Annotated in this window: 11 protein-coding genes; 4 read left to right on the top strand and 7 right to left on the bottom strand. The window is 40.2% G+C overall.

Features of this window, described 5'->3' with window-relative positions; all coding sequences use genetic code 11:
* Nucleotides 1–9: 9 nt before the first annotated feature.
* The 5 genes from F959_RS06310 to F959_RS06290 all read right to left on the bottom strand — a co-directional run bounded on the left by F959_RS06310 (nt 10) and on the right by F959_RS06290 (nt 4,584).
* Nucleotides 10–624 (bottom strand): alpha/beta fold hydrolase, encoded by a 615-nt coding sequence (locus tag F959_RS06310; RefSeq protein ID WP_004878441.1) that lies wholly within the window; start codon nt 622–624, stop codon nt 10–12.
* A gap of 70 nt (nt 625–694) precedes the next feature.
* Nucleotides 695–1,549, bottom strand: a complete 855-nt coding sequence (dapF, locus tag F959_RS06305) for a diaminopimelate epimerase (RefSeq protein WP_004878440.1) — start codon at nt 1,547–1,549, stop codon at nt 695–697.
* 6 nt (nt 1,550–1,555) lie between these two features.
* Nucleotides 1,556–2,806 (bottom strand): diaminopimelate decarboxylase, encoded by a 1,251-nt coding sequence (gene lysA, locus F959_RS06300; protein ID WP_004878439.1) that lies wholly within the window; start codon nt 2,804–2,806, stop codon nt 1,556–1,558.
* 22 nt (nt 2,807–2,828) lie between these two features.
* Entirely contained in the window at nt 2,829–3,053 is a 225-nt protein-coding gene (lptM, locus tag F959_RS06295; protein WP_004878438.1) for an LPS translocon maturation chaperone LptM, read from the bottom strand.
* A gap of 118 nt (nt 3,054–3,171) precedes the next feature.
* A complete protein-coding gene (locus F959_RS06290) occupies nt 3,172–4,584 on the bottom strand; it encodes an amino acid permease (RefSeq protein WP_004878437.1) in 1,413 nt (470 codons plus the stop codon).
* A 158-nt stretch (nt 4,585–4,742) separates the two neighbouring features.
* On the opposite strand from F959_RS06290, the gene F959_RS16955 reads away from it, so the two are divergent.
* A complete protein-coding gene (locus F959_RS16955; RefSeq protein ID WP_004878436.1) occupies nt 4,743–4,871 on the top strand; it encodes a hypothetical protein in 129 nt (42 codons plus the stop codon).
* A 15-nt stretch (nt 4,872–4,886) separates the two neighbouring features.
* On the opposite strand, the gene F959_RS06285 is transcribed toward F959_RS16955, so the two are convergent.
* Nucleotides 4,887–6,386 (bottom strand): alanine/glycine:cation symporter family protein, encoded by a 1,500-nt coding sequence (locus F959_RS06285; RefSeq protein ID WP_004878435.1) that lies wholly within the window; start codon nt 6,384–6,386, stop codon nt 4,887–4,889.
* Nucleotides 6,387–6,740: 354 nt separating this feature from the next.
* On the opposite strand from F959_RS06285, the gene radA reads away from it, so the two are divergent.
* Nucleotides 6,741–8,132 carry a DNA repair protein RadA gene (gene radA, locus F959_RS06280; RefSeq protein WP_004878434.1) on the top strand — a complete coding sequence of 464 codons (1,392 nt, stop codon included), beginning with the start codon at nt 6,741–6,743 and terminating at the stop codon, nt 8,130–8,132.
* A 358-nt stretch (nt 8,133–8,490) separates the two neighbouring features.
* Nucleotides 8,491–9,462, top strand: a complete 972-nt coding sequence (locus F959_RS06275) for a Tim44 domain-containing protein (protein ID WP_004878433.1) — start codon at nt 8,491–8,493, stop codon at nt 9,460–9,462.
* Between the two features lie 617 nt (nt 9,463–10,079).
* Here F959_RS06275 and F959_RS06270 read toward each other — a convergent pair.
* Nucleotides 10,080–11,708 (bottom strand): inorganic phosphate transporter, encoded by a 1,629-nt coding sequence (locus F959_RS06270; protein WP_004878432.1) that lies wholly within the window; start codon nt 11,706–11,708, stop codon nt 10,080–10,082.
* Between the two features lie 436 nt (nt 11,709–12,144).
* Here F959_RS06270 and metH point away from each other — a divergent pair, with 436 nt between their 5' ends.
* Nucleotides 12,145–15,831: a methionine synthase gene (gene metH, locus F959_RS06265; protein WP_004878431.1), complete on the top strand. Its 3,687-nt coding sequence runs from the start codon at nt 12,145–12,147 to the stop codon at nt 15,829–15,831.
* The last annotated feature ends 24 nt before the right edge of the window (nt 15,832–15,855 follow it).

The raw sequence follows: 15,855 nt of genomic DNA, 5'->3' as shown, positions 1-15,855 counted from the left end.
ACGCTTTTTTCAGTTTGATAACGATAATTCCTCTAAATAATGCTTAATTTGCAGGCTAACTTCATTTGCATATTTCTCTGCAAGTTGATGATCACCATTTTTGACAATATATAACGTTGAGTTTTTCAAAATACGATTAAGATATTGTCCAACTGGAACAGGGCTAATGAGATCTTGATCTCCCCAAATGAGTAAAGTTTTTATATCAATATCAGTTAATGAATTTTCGTAGGCTATATTTGCTGTTACAAACCAATCTGGATATTGCAAGTATTCGGCTTGATAGCCTTGTCGCCAATCTTGGACTTGAAACTGATCTAAATTAATACCGCCAGAGGTTGCAATCAAAACTAAGCCTTTAATCAAATGTGTCTTTTTTAATGCTGCTGCAATAGCAAAAATTCCGCCCATGGAGTGGGCAATGAGAATAGACGGTTGTTGAATCTGCTCAATCACATAACTCGTTAAATCATCAAAACTATTTATATCTGGATGTGCTGGTTCACCATGAAAACTTGGGTAAGCAATCACTTGTTTTATATAACTTTCAGGAAGTTTTTCGATCAAGGGAGTCCAAAATTTGGTATTGCCTGATGCACCAGCTAGAAAAACAAGATTATTCATAGCCATCCTTTAAAATTATTATTCTCTCTAAAAATAAACACCCAATAATGGGTGTTTATTTGATCTAATTTTAACTTTGGAAATATCTTAAATCCAAACGTGCATCATAAACATGCGTAGTTGGACCTGTCATCCAAACTACATCACCTTCACGCCAAGCAATATGTAGTTTTCCACCAGCCAGTTGAACTTCAACCTCATTGGCAAGTAAGCCACGGCGCATACCACTGACTGCTGCTGCGCAAGCACCTGTACCACAGGCCAAAGTCTCACCGACACCACGCTCAAATACACGTAAACGAATATGCTTTTCATCTAAAATTTGCATAAATCCAGCATTCACACGTGCAGGAAAACGCGCATGTGATTCCACTTGTGGACCAATACGCTCAACATCAGCAGTCAACACATCAGAAACAATCGTCACCGCATGGGGATTTCCCATATTCACGACATCTATGTTAATGCTCTTCTCTTCAGCTAAAGCCAATGAATACAAACCTTCAGCATCTTCATTTTCTTCCGCAACAAAAGGAATTTCTTGTGGCAAGAACTTTGGATAGCCCATATTCACACGAACCCATCCATTTGCACCCAATTCAGGTTCAACGATGCCAGCCTTAGTTTGTACGCGAATTTTGGTTTTGGTCGTGAGTTGACGCTCATGTACAAAACGCGCAAAACAACGCACGCCGTTACCACATTGCTCGACTTCAGAACCATCCGCATTAAAGATACGATATTTAAAGTCAACATCAGGTAAATCAGGCGGCTCAACAATCAGCAGTTGGTCAAAACCAACGCCGAAATGACGATCAGCCAAACGCTGAATCGTGACCGTGTCTAAATAAGCTCGTTGGGTAACAAGGTCAACGACCATAAAGTCATTGCCCAGACCATGCATTTTGGTAAATTCTAAATACATCTCAATTTACTCCTCAGGCAATAAACGCTCTTTTTCCCAAAGAGATTCTATTGTTTCACGCTCACGAATTAAATAGGCTTGATCACCGCTAACCATAATCTCAGCAGCACGACCACGCGTATTATAATTTGAGCTCATTACAAAACCGTAAGCACCTGCACCTAATACGGCTAGGACATCATTTTCTTGTAGTGCTAAATCACGCTCTTTACCCAAGAAATCGCCAGTCTCACAGATTGCACCAACCAAGTCCCACGTCTTTGTTTCAACTTCAGGATTTGGGTTAACTGATTGAATATCCATCCAAGCTTCATATAAAGAAGGACGAATCAAGTCATTCATTGCGGCATCAATAATGGCAAAGTTACGATGATTGGTCGGTTTTAATAAATCTACCTTGGTGAGTAATGCACCTGCATTGGCAGAAATACTACGTCCCGGTTCCATATAAACTTTTAAACCTAGTTGTTCTAATACTGGACGCATCGAGTTTGCATATTCTGCAACACTTGGTGGCGTTTCATCTTTATAACGAACACCTAAGCCACCACCGATATCAATGTGTTTAAGATTGATACCTAATTTTTTTAACTGCTCAATCATCACGACAACACGATCAAGCGCATCCACAAAGGGCTTTGTTTCTGTTAATTGTGAACCGATATGACAATCAATTCCAACGATATCTAAATTCGGCAAAGATACAGCATATTGATAAGTTTCATCTACCGTATCACTCGGAATACCAAACTTATTTTCTTTCAAACCAGTCGAAATATAGGGATGTGTTTTTGCATCAACATCAGGATTCACACGCAAAGAAATTGGCGCTTTTTTACCTAGTTTTGCCGCAACTTTTTGAATACGATCAAGCTCGGCATGCGACTCCACATTGAAACAAGCTATGCCAACATTTAATGCATTTTCAATATCTGATTCAGATTTGCCTAAACCAGAAAAGACAATTTTTGCAGGATCACCGCCAGCCGCAAGTACACGAGCTAGCTCACCACCTGTAACGATGTCAAAACCAGCGCCTAATTTTGCTAAAACATTCAGAACAGCTAAGTTTGAGTTTGACTTCACCGCAAAACAGATTTGATGATCAATGAAATCAAAAGCACGATGCATATCTAAATAATGCTTCTCCAAAGTTGCTTTTGAATAAACATATAAAGGTGTGCCAAATTGCTGTGCGAGCTGATCTAATGAACATTGCTCAGCATGCAATACTCCATTAATGCGAGTGAAACCCATGAAGATGTCCTTATTTACAAACTTAAGGTGAGATTGTCTGAGATTGAGTCGTCGAAGCTGTGTTCTGATCTTCTGTAATTACATCAGATGAAGCTTTACTTTGAGATGCTTCATTTTTATAAAGCAGATATTTGGCACGTTTGTCATGATTTGGATCAGATGGTAATTGCAATGCACCTGATTGACCACATGCTGTTAACACGACACTGCTCAGTAATAAACTGATCGAACAAATGACTTTAAGCATCTGAGCACCTAACTTTTACAATTCGCAGCAGTATAGCGTGATCATAGGATTGGCTAAAGACCAAACATAAAAAAACGCCAACTTATGCTGGCGTTTTTTTCTTATCGAATGTTTCTGCCTATTTCTTTTTCGCAAAGAAATAACCAATGATCAATACTACAAACCAAATAGGACTGACTTTTAATGCCTCTAAAGTGGTCTCATCCAAAGCAAGGAAATAAATCGTTGCAAGGAAAAATACGATCACAACCCAACAGGTTGCAATTCCACCTGGAAGCTTAAATGTCGATTGTGCATGAAGCCCAGGACGATTCTTACGGTAGTTAATATAACTCCACATAATAATCATCCAAACACATATAAACAGAATCGTTGATAAAGTCGTCGCTAAGGTAAATGCTGTGACTTCATCATTTGTTCCCGTTTTCAACTTATAAACAAATTGTACGAATGCACCAATGAAGATACAGATTGATGAGAAAATCAATGCTTTGGCTGGTACAGCAGACTTAGACAACTTACCGAATAACTTTGGTGCTTGGCGGTCTACAGACAAGCCAAACAACATGCGACTTGTAGAAAATACGCCACTATTCATCGATGACATTACCGAAGACAATACCACCAAATTCATAATAATCGCCGCAGAAGCAATACCCGCTTGAGAGAAGATATTTACAAAAGGGCTGACTTTAGGATTGATTTGGTCCCAAGGCGTTACACACATGACAACGAACAAGGCCAACACATAGAAAATAATAATACGAATTGGAATCGAGTTAATTGCTTTAGGAAGATTTCGTTTCGGATCTTGTGTTTCGGCTGCCGTTGTACCTACCAACTCCACCCCAACAAAGGCGAAAATTGCGATCTGGAAACCAGCTAAGAAACCATCCAATCCTTTAGGAAATAAACCACCATGTGTCCACAAATTACTGACACTTGCCGTTGTTCCTAAATTATTAGTAAAACCTGTAAAGATCATCCATAAGCCCACAGCAATTAATACAATAATTGCTGTGATTTTGACCATCGCAAACCAAAACTCCATCTCACCGAATAATTTGACAGTGACAAGGTTCAAACCAAGTACGAATAGAATGGCAACCGTACTAATCAATAATCCTTCTGCTGCACCAAAAGATTCACCACCATTGAAAAACTCAAGGTAATAAATAATTGCGGATAAATCTGCAATACCAATCGTGACCCAACAAAGCCAGTAGGTCCAACCCACAAAATAACCAGCCCAAGGCCCAATTAAATCAGTAGATAAGTCGATGAAGGATTTATAATTTAAGTTGGATAATAATAATTCTCCTAATGCACGCATTACGAAGAACACCATCAAACCAATCATCATGTAAATAAACAGAATAGATGGACCAGCTAAACTAATTGTTTTACCTGACCCCATAAACAATCCCGTTCCGATTGCTCCGCCAATCGCAATCAACTGTAGATGTCGATTGGATAAGCTACGGTGAAGTCCGTCTTGTTCTACAGACTCACTCAGATTTTGATTCGACATTTTTACAAAACCGCTCCAGTATTCTTAGTGAGCTAGCTCAGAGCCAACCCCAAATACTCTTGCACCATTTATAGGCATCTTTTCTGCTAAGTATTCTTGATAGGCTTCTAGCTAACCAATTCTTTGTGTGTATTACTCAATATTTCATGGGAGATACAATGGGCATCGATAATACGCACAAGAATGGAGCAATACAATGCACTTTTTTGACACAGCAGTTTTTAGAAAATCCGAATATTGACAATAAAAAAGCAGCCTATATGGCTGCTTTTTTAAGTTTTACTTAATGAATCCTTCAATATTTAGTCATTCTTTTGTTGTTTCTTTAAACGCTCTTCCCAGTAAGTTGCATTACGGATACCTAATTTCACTGGATCGAAAGTGAACTCTTTTACGCCAGCTTTCTGCTGTTGTTCATAGTCTTTCAATGCTTTCATGGTTGGCTTCCAGATGAAATAGGTCAAGATAATACCAATGATATTAATCCAAGCCATTAAACCTACGCCGATATCACCAATACCCCAGATATAACCTGTCGCACTAATCACACCATAAATTACTGCAATCATAATGAAGCACTTAGTTATGAACATCAATGATGGCATCTTCATGATATAGCTAAGATAAGTAATGTTGGTTTCAGCAATGTAGTAATACGCAACGATTGTTGTGAACGCAAAGAAGAATACCGCTAATGCAACAAAGATTTGACCAAAACCACCGAATACAGTGCTTACAGCCATTTGAGTGAATGCAGGAGAACCAATCTCAATCGTTGCACCTACGTTTTGTACAATAAAGCTTCCAGCTTCTAAAGTTCCTTGTACGTTATACATACCCGTAATGAGGATCATAAATGCTGTTGCTGAACATACAAATAAGGTATCAACATATACAGAGAATGCTTGGACAAAACCTTGTTGTGCAGGATGTTGAACTTCGGCAGCTGCCGCAGCATGTGGACCAGTACCCTGACCCGCTTCGTTTGAGTAAACACCACGTTTTACGCCCCAACCAATTGCAGCACCAATACCCGCCATTGGAGAGAATGCATCTGCAAAGATCATTTTGATTACGCCAGGAAGTTCATGAATGTTCATAAACACAATCACTAGCGCCATCAAGATATAACCAACAGCCATGAATGGAACAACAAACTCTGCGAAACGTGCAATACGTTTAATACCACCAAAAATAATGATGGCTAACAGTGTTACAATGACAACCAATGCTAGTAATTTATAAGCACCAATACCTGCAAATACAACCGCACCTTCCCCCGTAATTTGAGTAAAAGCATTACCAACTGCATTTGCTTGGATACCCGGTAGGAATAAGCCACAAGAGATAATTGCAGCGATGGCGAAAAGAATACCTAACCAACGTTGTCCCAAACCTTTATCAAAATAGAACGCAGGCCCACCACGATACTGACCTTGATACTCAACTTTATAAATTTGACCTAAGGTTGATTCGACATAAGCTGTACTCGCACCTAAAAAGGCAACAACCCACATCCAAAATACAGCGCCCGGACCACCAAAACCAATTGCTGCGGCAACCCCAGCAATATTACCTACACCCACACGTCCTGAAAGCGAAACTGCCAGTGCCTGAAACGATGAAATACCTTGTGCTGATGAAGATCCATTTATCAGAAGCTTCATCATTTCTTTGATCTGTCGGACTTGGACAAATCGCGTTAAAACCGAGAAAAATAAACCTGCACCTAAACATAAATAGATTAGAGCTTTGCTCCAAATAATTCCATTTACCCAATCAACAATTTCTGCTGCACTCATAAACATCAACCTTTTTATATAATTTGAAAATATAGCAAATGATATATTTTCATTTGTCTGAGCAGGAGCAATATCTATGCCATTCAACCTGCGTTATATGACAAGAATTGAACAACTGCTCGCAGACCTTCCATGGTAAAAGTGAATTGAACAAATATTTTGACTCAAAAACACACTGTATCTTACTTGTAAAAGTCTTATATCATGTTATTTTTCTGAGCACTTCCCTTTAACCAATGAGTTACGAAAAACGCCCTTTTTCTTTATTCCTTATTAAGAAAAATGGACTCGACGCATCGTTTTCGTAATTACTATACTTTTTAACTAATTTATAGAAAATTTTCAATTTAAAATATGGCAAAAGTTAAAACAGTTTACCGCTGTGAACAATGTGGTGCAGATCATCCAAAATGGGCTGGGCAATGCACTGAATGTGGCGAGTGGAATAGTCTCGTTGAAGTGCGTATTGAACCCGTTGTGACGCATCGCGGTCAAACTAAGTTGGGCGGTGGCTATGCTGGTCAAGCAGCAAGCATTACAACATTAAATCAAGTTTCGGTTTCACATGAAACACGTCTTGCAACAGGTATTGGCGAATTTGATCGCGTACTCGGTGGTGGTTTAGTTACAGGTTCTGTTGTGCTGATCGGTGGTGATCCCGGGATTGGAAAGTCTACAATTTTATTGCAAACAGCAACGCACATGGCAGCAGCAAAGAGTTCTGCACTCTATGTTACAGGTGAGGAATCTCTTTCCCAAGTAGCCCTTCGCGCACAACGTTTAGACTTACCGACAGATCAACTCAAGGTTATGGCAGAAACCTGTGTTGAACGCATTTGTGAAGTATTGGCACATGAACGACCTGCCGTTGCTATTTTAGATTCGATTCAAACCTTATACACAGAAACCTTGCAGTCAGCTCCGGGTGGTGTTTCTCAAATCCGTGAATCAGCAGCCCTACTCACACGCTTCGCGAAAAATAGTGGAACTGCGCTATTCATAGTAGGTCACGTCACCAAAGAAGGTGCTTTAGCAGGTCCGCGTGTACTCGAACATATGGTTGACTGTGTGTTGTATTTTGAGGGGCAATCTGACTCGCGATATCGCATGATTCGTGCAGTAAAAAACCGTTTTGGTGCAGTCAATGAACTGGGTGTATTCGGTATGACCGATAAAGGGCTTCGTGAAGTTGCTAATCCTTCTGCTATTTTCCTCAGTCGATATGATGAAGCGATTCCGGGTTCAATCGTCATGATTAGCCGCGAAGGTACGCGTCCATTATTGGTTGAAGTACAAGCGTTGGTAGATGATGCTCACGGACAACCTCGACGCGTTGCACTTGGTTTAGAGCAGAATCGTCTCAATATGCTGCTCGCAGTCATGCATCGTCATGGTGGCGTACAAACTTCGGGACAAGATGTTTATGTCAATGTCGTCGGTGGTTTAAAAATCACTGAGACAGGCTCAGATCTCGCCGTCTTGCTCGCCTGTGCTTCTAGTCTTCGCGGTAAAGCCTTGCCTCAACAATTAGCTGTCTTTGGTGAAGTGGGCTTATCAGGAGAAATTCGTCCTGTACCGAATGGACAAGAACGTTTAAAAGAAGCCGCAAAGCATGGCTTTAAGTATGTGATTCTACCTAGAGGCAACGCACCTCAAAAATCAATTGAGGGAGTCCAGATCATTTCTGTCGCTCGCTTACATGAAGCACTAACTGAAGCAATGCAGTTAAGTGACGAACTTAGCTAATGGTATAAGCAATACTGCTTGATCATTTGTATGCTTGGATAAAATTTCAATAAGTCTGATTTTAATGTAAAGCGTAGAAAGCTGTTTTCTATATTTTAAAATAAAATCTATTGTGATTTTATCCTTTACAGCTCCTATTTCAAATTATAGGCTTAAATCTCACTCCGCTATAATTACTCTATTTAAAATAATAAATTAGCTTAAACTTACTGTTTATTATCAATAGGCTATAATCTTAAAACAACCATAAATGTGAGCTAAATAAATCCTTAATAAAAAAACATATTTTTCTGGTTGAAATTACTGACAAATGCCTGCATAAATACACTGACAAATTGGATTTAAATAGGAATTTTCGATGCAAGTACATCAGCGTGGCTTGATGGCAGCTTTATTAATGGCGACTTTGGTTGCAGCACCGATTGCAGAAGCAAAACGTGCAGGTGGCGGTAAAAGTCATGGTATGAGCCGTTCTAGCTCAACTAGCCAGTCGTACCAACAACCTCGTCAAGCGACTCCGACTCAACAACAAACAACTGCTCCACAAAAATCAGGTCCTGGTGTAGGTTCAATGGTTGCTGCTGGTGTGGCAGGTGCTGCTGTAGGTGCTGTTGCTGCAAATGCGCTTGCTGATGATAAAAATCCAACTGCAACTGAACAACAAGCTGCTGAACAAGCTCAACAAGAGGAAAAAGGTGGCATTCCTAGCTGGCTTTGGGTTCTTCTTGCAGCTGCTATCGCCTTCTTTGTATTCCGCAAATTAGGCGCAAAAAAAAAATTAGCAGCCAATAACCCATACGCTCCAAACAATAGCGGTCAAAACAATTTTGGCCGCCCTAGCTCACCTCAATCAACAGCTCGTCAATCTGGCGATAACACCAATATCTTTGGTCAATCCGTCGCTGGTGGTGCTGCAACACAAGCGCCTTTCGGTGCCGCATCTATGAATAGCGGAAACCAGCTACCAGATGGCACTGAGCCTGCTGCATTCTTACGTATCGCACGCCAACGTTTCAATCATATCCAATCCGTAAATAGCGCAAGCAATGTTGAAGAAATTCGTCGTTATTTAACGCCTGAACTTTATAACTCAATGTACAGTGACATCGTGGCAAACCAAGACCAAGATGTAGCTGAATTTAGTAATTTAAATGCAATGGTTGTTGAAAGCACGACAGAAAACGGTCAATACGTTGTAAGTGTTCGCTTTACAGGTACAGTAAGTGAAGATTTAAATAGCTTACCGCAACCGTTTACTGAGATTTGGCATTTTGTAAAACCTGCTGGCTCTCAACAAGATTGGGTTGTTGCTGGTATTCAACAAGCATAAAGCTTGAAAAAACAAAAAGAGCTGCTTCGTCAGCTCTTTTTTTATGGCTCAATTTAGGGTCTGTTGGCATTTCACATTGCGAGCTACTCAGCTCTCATTTCGACAGAGAACACTTTTTAGATGATACAAGGCATGACTTGCTAAATTTAATCACTCTAAATGGGCAAGTTATGATGCGGTAATAGCAAAAATAACTTTATCTCTATTAAAAGCTAAAAAAAGCCACCCTCTATTTCAGAGAATGGCGGAGTGTAAATGAAATCAAACTTAGTTACTTTATGAAGAGTAACTTAATACATAGGCAAGTTAATACTAGTAGATAATTTTGTAGAAAAACATTCCCCGTTTGGGGAATAAACCCTATTTTCCACCCTCTTATTTTGCCCAACTCATTACAGAACAAGATATTAAAACACTTATAAATAATATGATCAGTTGCTACACACTTTAACGTTGATTAAGAGATTCAGAACCAGATATTCGTTCAATTTAATGAGCTATGCTTTATTTTTATCTCTACATCTAATTAAGTAACTGAACTCATCTATGATAGACATAAAAAAAGCTTTGCCGAAGCAAAGCTTTTAAAGAAACGATTTTATATTTGTGTTGATGTATCAAGATACAAACTGCAGGAACAACCAATATAGTCCGCCTGATAATGCAATCGTCGCAGGTAGTGTAAAGATCCATGCTGAAAGAATTGTCTTCACAGTCGCAAAGTTTAGACCTGACTTATTAGCAACCATTGTACCTGCAACCGCACTGTTCAATACGTGAGTTGTAGACACAGGCATCCCTAAACCATCCGCAGCAGCAATCGTGCTCATCGCAACAAGCTCAGCAGACATACCTTGACCATAAGTCATATGATTTTTACCAATACGCTCACCAACAGTCACAACAATACGCTTCCAACCCACCATCGTCCCTAGACCCAGTGCAAGTGCTACTGCAACTTTTACCCAGTTAGGAATATATTGAAGGAATGAATCCAAGTTACTGCGGTATTCTTTAACAACTTTCTCTTGGTCTTTATCCATCGCTGGTAAAGCTTCAGCTTTATCTAAGCGCTTGAATGTTGTCGTGCTTAAATACATGTCATTACGGATTTCACTTACAGCACCTTCAGGAATCGCTTTAAGATCACCATAAGTTGCTACACGCTCACCTAAATGCATTGTCATACTTGCTAGTGCTGGTACAACTTCAGCCGTTTGTTCTTTAGTTTGGATATATTTCGTCAATACATCACGGGCTTTTTCATCAGATAGCTCATTTTGATTAACATTCAAAACGGTTGCAGTCTGAACTGAAAGCTGTTCAAAAGACTGTAAATGATGTGCATCAAGGTTCTTATTTAAAGAATAAGCCAATGGAACCAAACCGATCAAAATTAACATGATTAACCCCATGCCTTTCTGACCATCATTTGAACCATGCGCAAAACTTACACCAGTACAAGTGAAAATTAAGATCGCACGAATCAATGGTGGTGGTGGCTTATTACCAACTGGTGGTTGGAATAACTCCATTTGACGCTTAAAGATTTTCTTTACTAATAGAAACAGGATCGCAGCAAAAGCAAAACCAATTAAAGGAGAGAACAATAAAGCCTTACCGACTTTAATCACTTGATCAATATCAATTCCACTCGTTGCACCAGTCGATGCATTTAAAAAGTGGTTCATGATACCCACACCTAAGATTGAGCCAATCAAAGTATGCGAGCTAGACGCAGGAATTCCTAAAAACCATGTTCCAAGATTCCATAGAATCGCCGCGATAAGCAAAGCAAAGACCATAGCAAAGCCAGCACCACTGCCGACATTCATGATCATTTCTACAGGAAGTAACGCGATAATACCGTATGCCACTGCACCACTTGCAACCATAACTCCCAAGAAGTTACAGAAACCAGCCCACATGACTGCCACTGGAGCAGGCAAAGCATTGGTATAAATAACGGTAGCTACAGCATTCGCTGTATCGTGGAAACCATTTACAAATTCAAAGCCTAAAGCAATGAAAAGAGCCGTCGATAAAAGAATAACGGAATATAAACTCAAAGGTGGCACGTGTGCCAAATCTGCACTTACCTGAAAACCAATGTAAATCAATGTCGCGACAATGATCGTCAGGAACACCGGCATAAAGAATTTTGGTGTTGGTACATGTACATTCGTCGATTGTGCCGAAGAGTCGGCAAGCGGTGAATCCGAAACAGGAGGAAGATTTGAATTCATGTAGACGGCTAGAGGATAATAAAATCCCCTGTATTGTTTAATTAAATTATGACAATTATATGACAAAGCACTGTCACATAAAGCCAAAATTTCATGTTTTTAATACATTTTCTTGCCGTTTTTTGCGATAATTTAGCCCTGATTTTTTATTTATTCAAATAAAAACATATAGATAGAATAAGACAAATACAGTAAAAACTGTTTGTCTGATTTTGCAACAAACGCAAATAAATATGACAACAGCTTGTCATATTTCATTCATGCGTTTTCTTTTTAAGCATTATTCAACTCAATTGTTACAGCCTGATGAAGCTTTTATGACATTTTCAAATTGAACTCAGCAATCACCTCTCGTTTTTGATGAAAATACGCGCTTTGGCTTCGCTTCTGTTACAATGCGCCTGCTTTTTCAATTTGTTATGTACTGGGGTTCCTTATGTCCACGCTTGCCACCCTACAATCCCTTCTCACCCAACGCATCTTAATTATTGATGGTGCAATGGGAACTATGATTCAACGCCATAAATTAGAAGAAGAAGATTATCGTGGTGATCGCTTTGCAGATTGGGCATCAGACCTAAAAGGCAATAACGACTTATTGGTTTTAACACAACCACAAATTATTCAAGGCATTCACGAAGCTTATCTTGATGCTGGCGCTGACATTATTGAAACCAACAGCTTTAATGGCACACGCGTTTCAATGTCTGACTATCATATGGAAGACCTCGTACCTGAGATCAACCGTGAAGCGGCACGTTTAGCTAAAGCAGCCTGTGAAAAATATTCAACACCTGACAAACCCCGTTTTGTTGCTGGTGTACTCGGCCCAACATCACGTACCTGCTCGATTTCACCGAATGTGAATGACCCTGCTTACCGTAATATTACTTTCGATGAACTCAAAGAAAACTATATCGAAGCAGCACATGCATTGATCGAGGGTGGTGCTGACATCATCTTGATCGAAACTGTATTCGATACATTGAACTGTAAAGCAGCGATCTTTGCCGTTAAAGAAGTATTTAAGCAAATTGGTTATGAATTGCCGTTAATGATTTCAGGGACAATTACAGATGCTTCTGGTCGTACCTTAACAGGTCAAACCGCAGAAGCGTTCTGGAACTCTGTTCGTCATGGTGATCTACTTTCAATCGGCTTTAACTGTGCGTTGGGTGCAGATGCAATGCGTCCGCATGTTAAAACCATTGCTGATGTTGCTGATACTTTTGTTTCTGCCCATCCAAATGCGGGCTTGCCAAATGCCTTTGGTGAGTATGACGAAACACCTGAACAGACTGCAGCATTCATTAAAGAATTTGCTGAAAGTGGACTGATCAATATTACAGGCGGTTGTTGTGGTACAACTCCTGATCATATCCGTGCTATTTATAATGCGGTTAAAGACATTAAACCGCGTCAAGTGCCTGAAACGGTTCCTGCGTGCCGTTTAAGTGGTTTAGAACCATTTAACATTGATGAAAATTCATTATTCGTCAACGTGGGTGAACGTACCAACGTCACAGGTTCTAAAAAATTCCTACGATTGATCCGTGAAGAAAACTTTGCTGAAGCATTAGAAGTTGCACAACAACAAGTTGAAGCAGGTGCTCAGATCATCGATATCAACATGGATGAAGGGATGCTCGATTCGCAAAATGCGATGGTACATTTCCTAAATCTAGTTGCATCTGAGCCGGATATTTCTCGTGTGCCGATCATGATTGACTCATCAAAATGGGAAATCATTGAAGCAGGTTTGAAATGTGTACAAGGTAAGCCCGTTGTAAACTCTATTTCACTGAAAGAAGGTTATGACGAGTTTGTTGAAAAGGCTCGCCTATGCCGTCAATACGGTGCTGCGATCATTGTTATGGCCTTTGATGAAACAGGTCAGGCGGATACTGCTGCACGTAAGCGTGAAATCTGTAAACGTTCTTATGATGTATTGGTCAATGACGTTGGCTTCCCTGCTGAAGATATTATTTTTGACCCGAACGTATTTGCTGTTGCAACAGGGATCGAAGAACACAATAACTACGGTGTCGACTTTATTGAGGCAACAGGCTGGATCAAACAGAATTTACCTCATGCCATGATTTCAGGTGGTGTTTCTAACGTCTCGTTCTCTTTCCGTGGTAATGAACCTGTGCGTGAAGCGATTCACTCTGTATTCCTGTACTATGCCATCAAACAAGGCATGACTATGGGCATCGTAAACGCTGGTCAAATGGCGATTTATGATGATATTCCGAAAGAACTAAAAGATGCTGTTGAAGACGTTATCTTGAACCAAAATCAAGGTGAAAGCGGTAACGATGCAACAGAAAAACTTCTCGAAGTTGCAGAGAAGTTCCGTGGTCATGGTGGTGCAGCGAAAGAAGCTGAAAATCTTGAATGGCGAAATGAATCAGTTGAAAAACGTCTTGAATATGCATTGGTCAAAGGTATCACCACGTATATTGATGAAGATACTGAAGAAGCACGTTTAAAAGCCAAACGTCCACTTGATGTCATCGAAGGCGCTCTCATGGATGGCATGAATGTAGTGGGTGACTTGTTTGGTTCGGGCAAAATGTTCCTACCGCAAGTGGTGAAATCTGCACGCGTGATGAAACAAGCCGTCGCTTGGCTCAACCCGTATATAGAAGCGGAAAAAACGGGTAGCCAATCTAAAGGTAAAGTGTTGATGGCAACCGTTAAAGGCGACGTACACGATATTGGTAAAAATATTGTCGGCGTGGTGCTTGGTTGTAATGGTTATGACATCGTTGACCTTGGCGTGATGGTGCCATGTGAAAAAATACTACAAACAGCGATTGATGAAAAATGTGACATCATCGGTTTGTCTGGTTTGATCACTCCATCTTTGGATGAAATGGTGTTTGTTGCTAAAGAAATGCAACGTAAAGGCTTTGATATTCCACTGTTGATTGGTGGTGCGACGACATCTAAAGCACATACCGCAGTAAAAATTGATCCGCAATACCAAAATGATGCGGTGATTTATGTGGCGGATGCATCTCGTGCTGTCGGTGTGGCAACCACCCTGCTCTCTAAAGAAATGCGTGGTAACTTTATTGCAGAATACCGTGCTGAATATGCCAAAATTCGTGAGCGTTTGGCCAATAAGCAGCCAAAAGCAGCCAAACTGAGTTATGCCGAATCAATCAAAAATGGTTTTAAAGTGGATGACAATTACGTGCCGCCAAAGCCAAATGCTTTAGGTACTCAAGTTATTACTAATTATCCATTGGCAACACTGGTTGAATATTTTGACTGGACACCGTTCTTTATTTCTTGGAGCTTGGCGGGTAAATTCCCGAAAATCTTAGAAGACGAAGTGGTTGGTGAAGCTGCAACTGATTTATATAACCAAGCGCAAGCGATGTTGAAAGACATCATCGAAAATAATCGTTTCGATGCGCGTGCAGTATTTGGTTTATACCCTGCACAACGTACAGGTGCAGATAGCGTCAGCGTATTTGATGAAGCTGGTCAAAAAGTTACGCATACATTCGAGCATATTCGCCAACAATCTGACAAAGTCACAGGTAAACCAAATTTATCTTTAGCGGATTTTATCAGTACCTCCACAGAGAATACTGATTACCTTGGTGGTTTCACTGTGTCGATCTTCGGTGCAGAAGAACTTGCAGATGAATATAAAGCCAAAGGTGATGATTACTCTGCAATCTTGGTTCAGTCTTTAGCTGACCGTTTTGCAGAAGCTTTTGCTGAGCATTTGCATGAGCGTATCCGTAAAGAGTTCTGGGGTTATAAAACTGATGAAATCTTGACGAATGAAGAACTGATCAAGGAGAAGTATGTCGGTATTCGTCCTGCGCCAGGTTACCCTGCTTGTCCAGAGCATTCTGAAAAAGCGGTGTTGTTTGACTGGTTAGATTCTGAAGCGAAGATTGGCACGAAGCTAACTGAACACTTTGCGATGATCCCGCCTTCTTCTGTCAGTGGTTTCTATTATTCGCACCCTGAAAGTGAATATTTTAACGTGGGCAAGATTTCTCAAGATCAGCTTGAGGATTATGCAAAACGTAAAGGCTGGACACTGGATGAAGCGAAGCGTTGGTTAGCGCCGAATTTGGATGATTCAATTGGGTAATTTATAAAAAAATCCCTTCAATTG

It is taken from the genome of Acinetobacter venetianus RAG-1 = CIP 110063, from assembly GCF_000368585.1.
Classification (GTDB): domain Bacteria; phylum Pseudomonadota; class Gammaproteobacteria; order Pseudomonadales; family Moraxellaceae; genus Acinetobacter; species Acinetobacter venetianus.
The sequence above is the reverse complement of the archived record's forward strand: the minus strand, read 5'-3'. Positions and strand labels throughout refer to the sequence as shown.

Bases quoted from the DNA above. Each gene is read 5' to 3' on its own strand.
- F959_RS06310 (WP_004878441.1), bottom strand. From the start codon at position 624: ATGAATAATCTTGTTTTTCTAGCTGGTGCATCAGGCAATACCAAATTT.
- dapF (WP_004878440.1), bottom strand. From the start codon at position 1,549: ATGTATTTAGAATTTACCAAAATGCATGGTCTGGGCAATGACTTTATG.
- lysA (WP_004878439.1), bottom strand. From the start codon at position 2,806: ATGGGTTTCACTCGCATTAATGGAGTATTGCATGCTGAGCAATGTTCA.
- lptM (WP_004878438.1), bottom strand. From the start codon at position 3,053: ATGCTTAAAGTCATTTGTTCGATCAGTTTATTACTGAGCAGTGTCGTG.
- F959_RS06290 (WP_004878437.1), bottom strand. From the start codon at position 4,584: ATGTCGAATCAAAATCTGAGTGAGTCTGTAGAACAAGACGGACTTCAC.
- F959_RS16955 (WP_004878436.1), top strand. From the start codon at position 4,743: ATGGGCATCGATAATACGCACAAGAATGGAGCAATACAATGCACTTTT.
- F959_RS06285 (WP_004878435.1), bottom strand. From the start codon at position 6,386: ATGAGTGCAGCAGAAATTGTTGATTGGGTAAATGGAATTATTTGGAGC.
- radA (WP_004878434.1), top strand. From the start codon at position 6,741: ATGGCAAAAGTTAAAACAGTTTACCGCTGTGAACAATGTGGTGCAGAT.
- F959_RS06275 (WP_004878433.1), top strand. From the start codon at position 8,491: ATGCAAGTACATCAGCGTGGCTTGATGGCAGCTTTATTAATGGCGACT.
- F959_RS06270 (WP_004878432.1), bottom strand. From the start codon at position 11,708: ATGAATTCAAATCTTCCTCCTGTTTCGGATTCACCGCTTGCCGACTCT.
- metH (WP_004878431.1), top strand. From the start codon at position 12,145: ATGTCCACGCTTGCCACCCTACAATCCCTTCTCACCCAACGCATCTTA.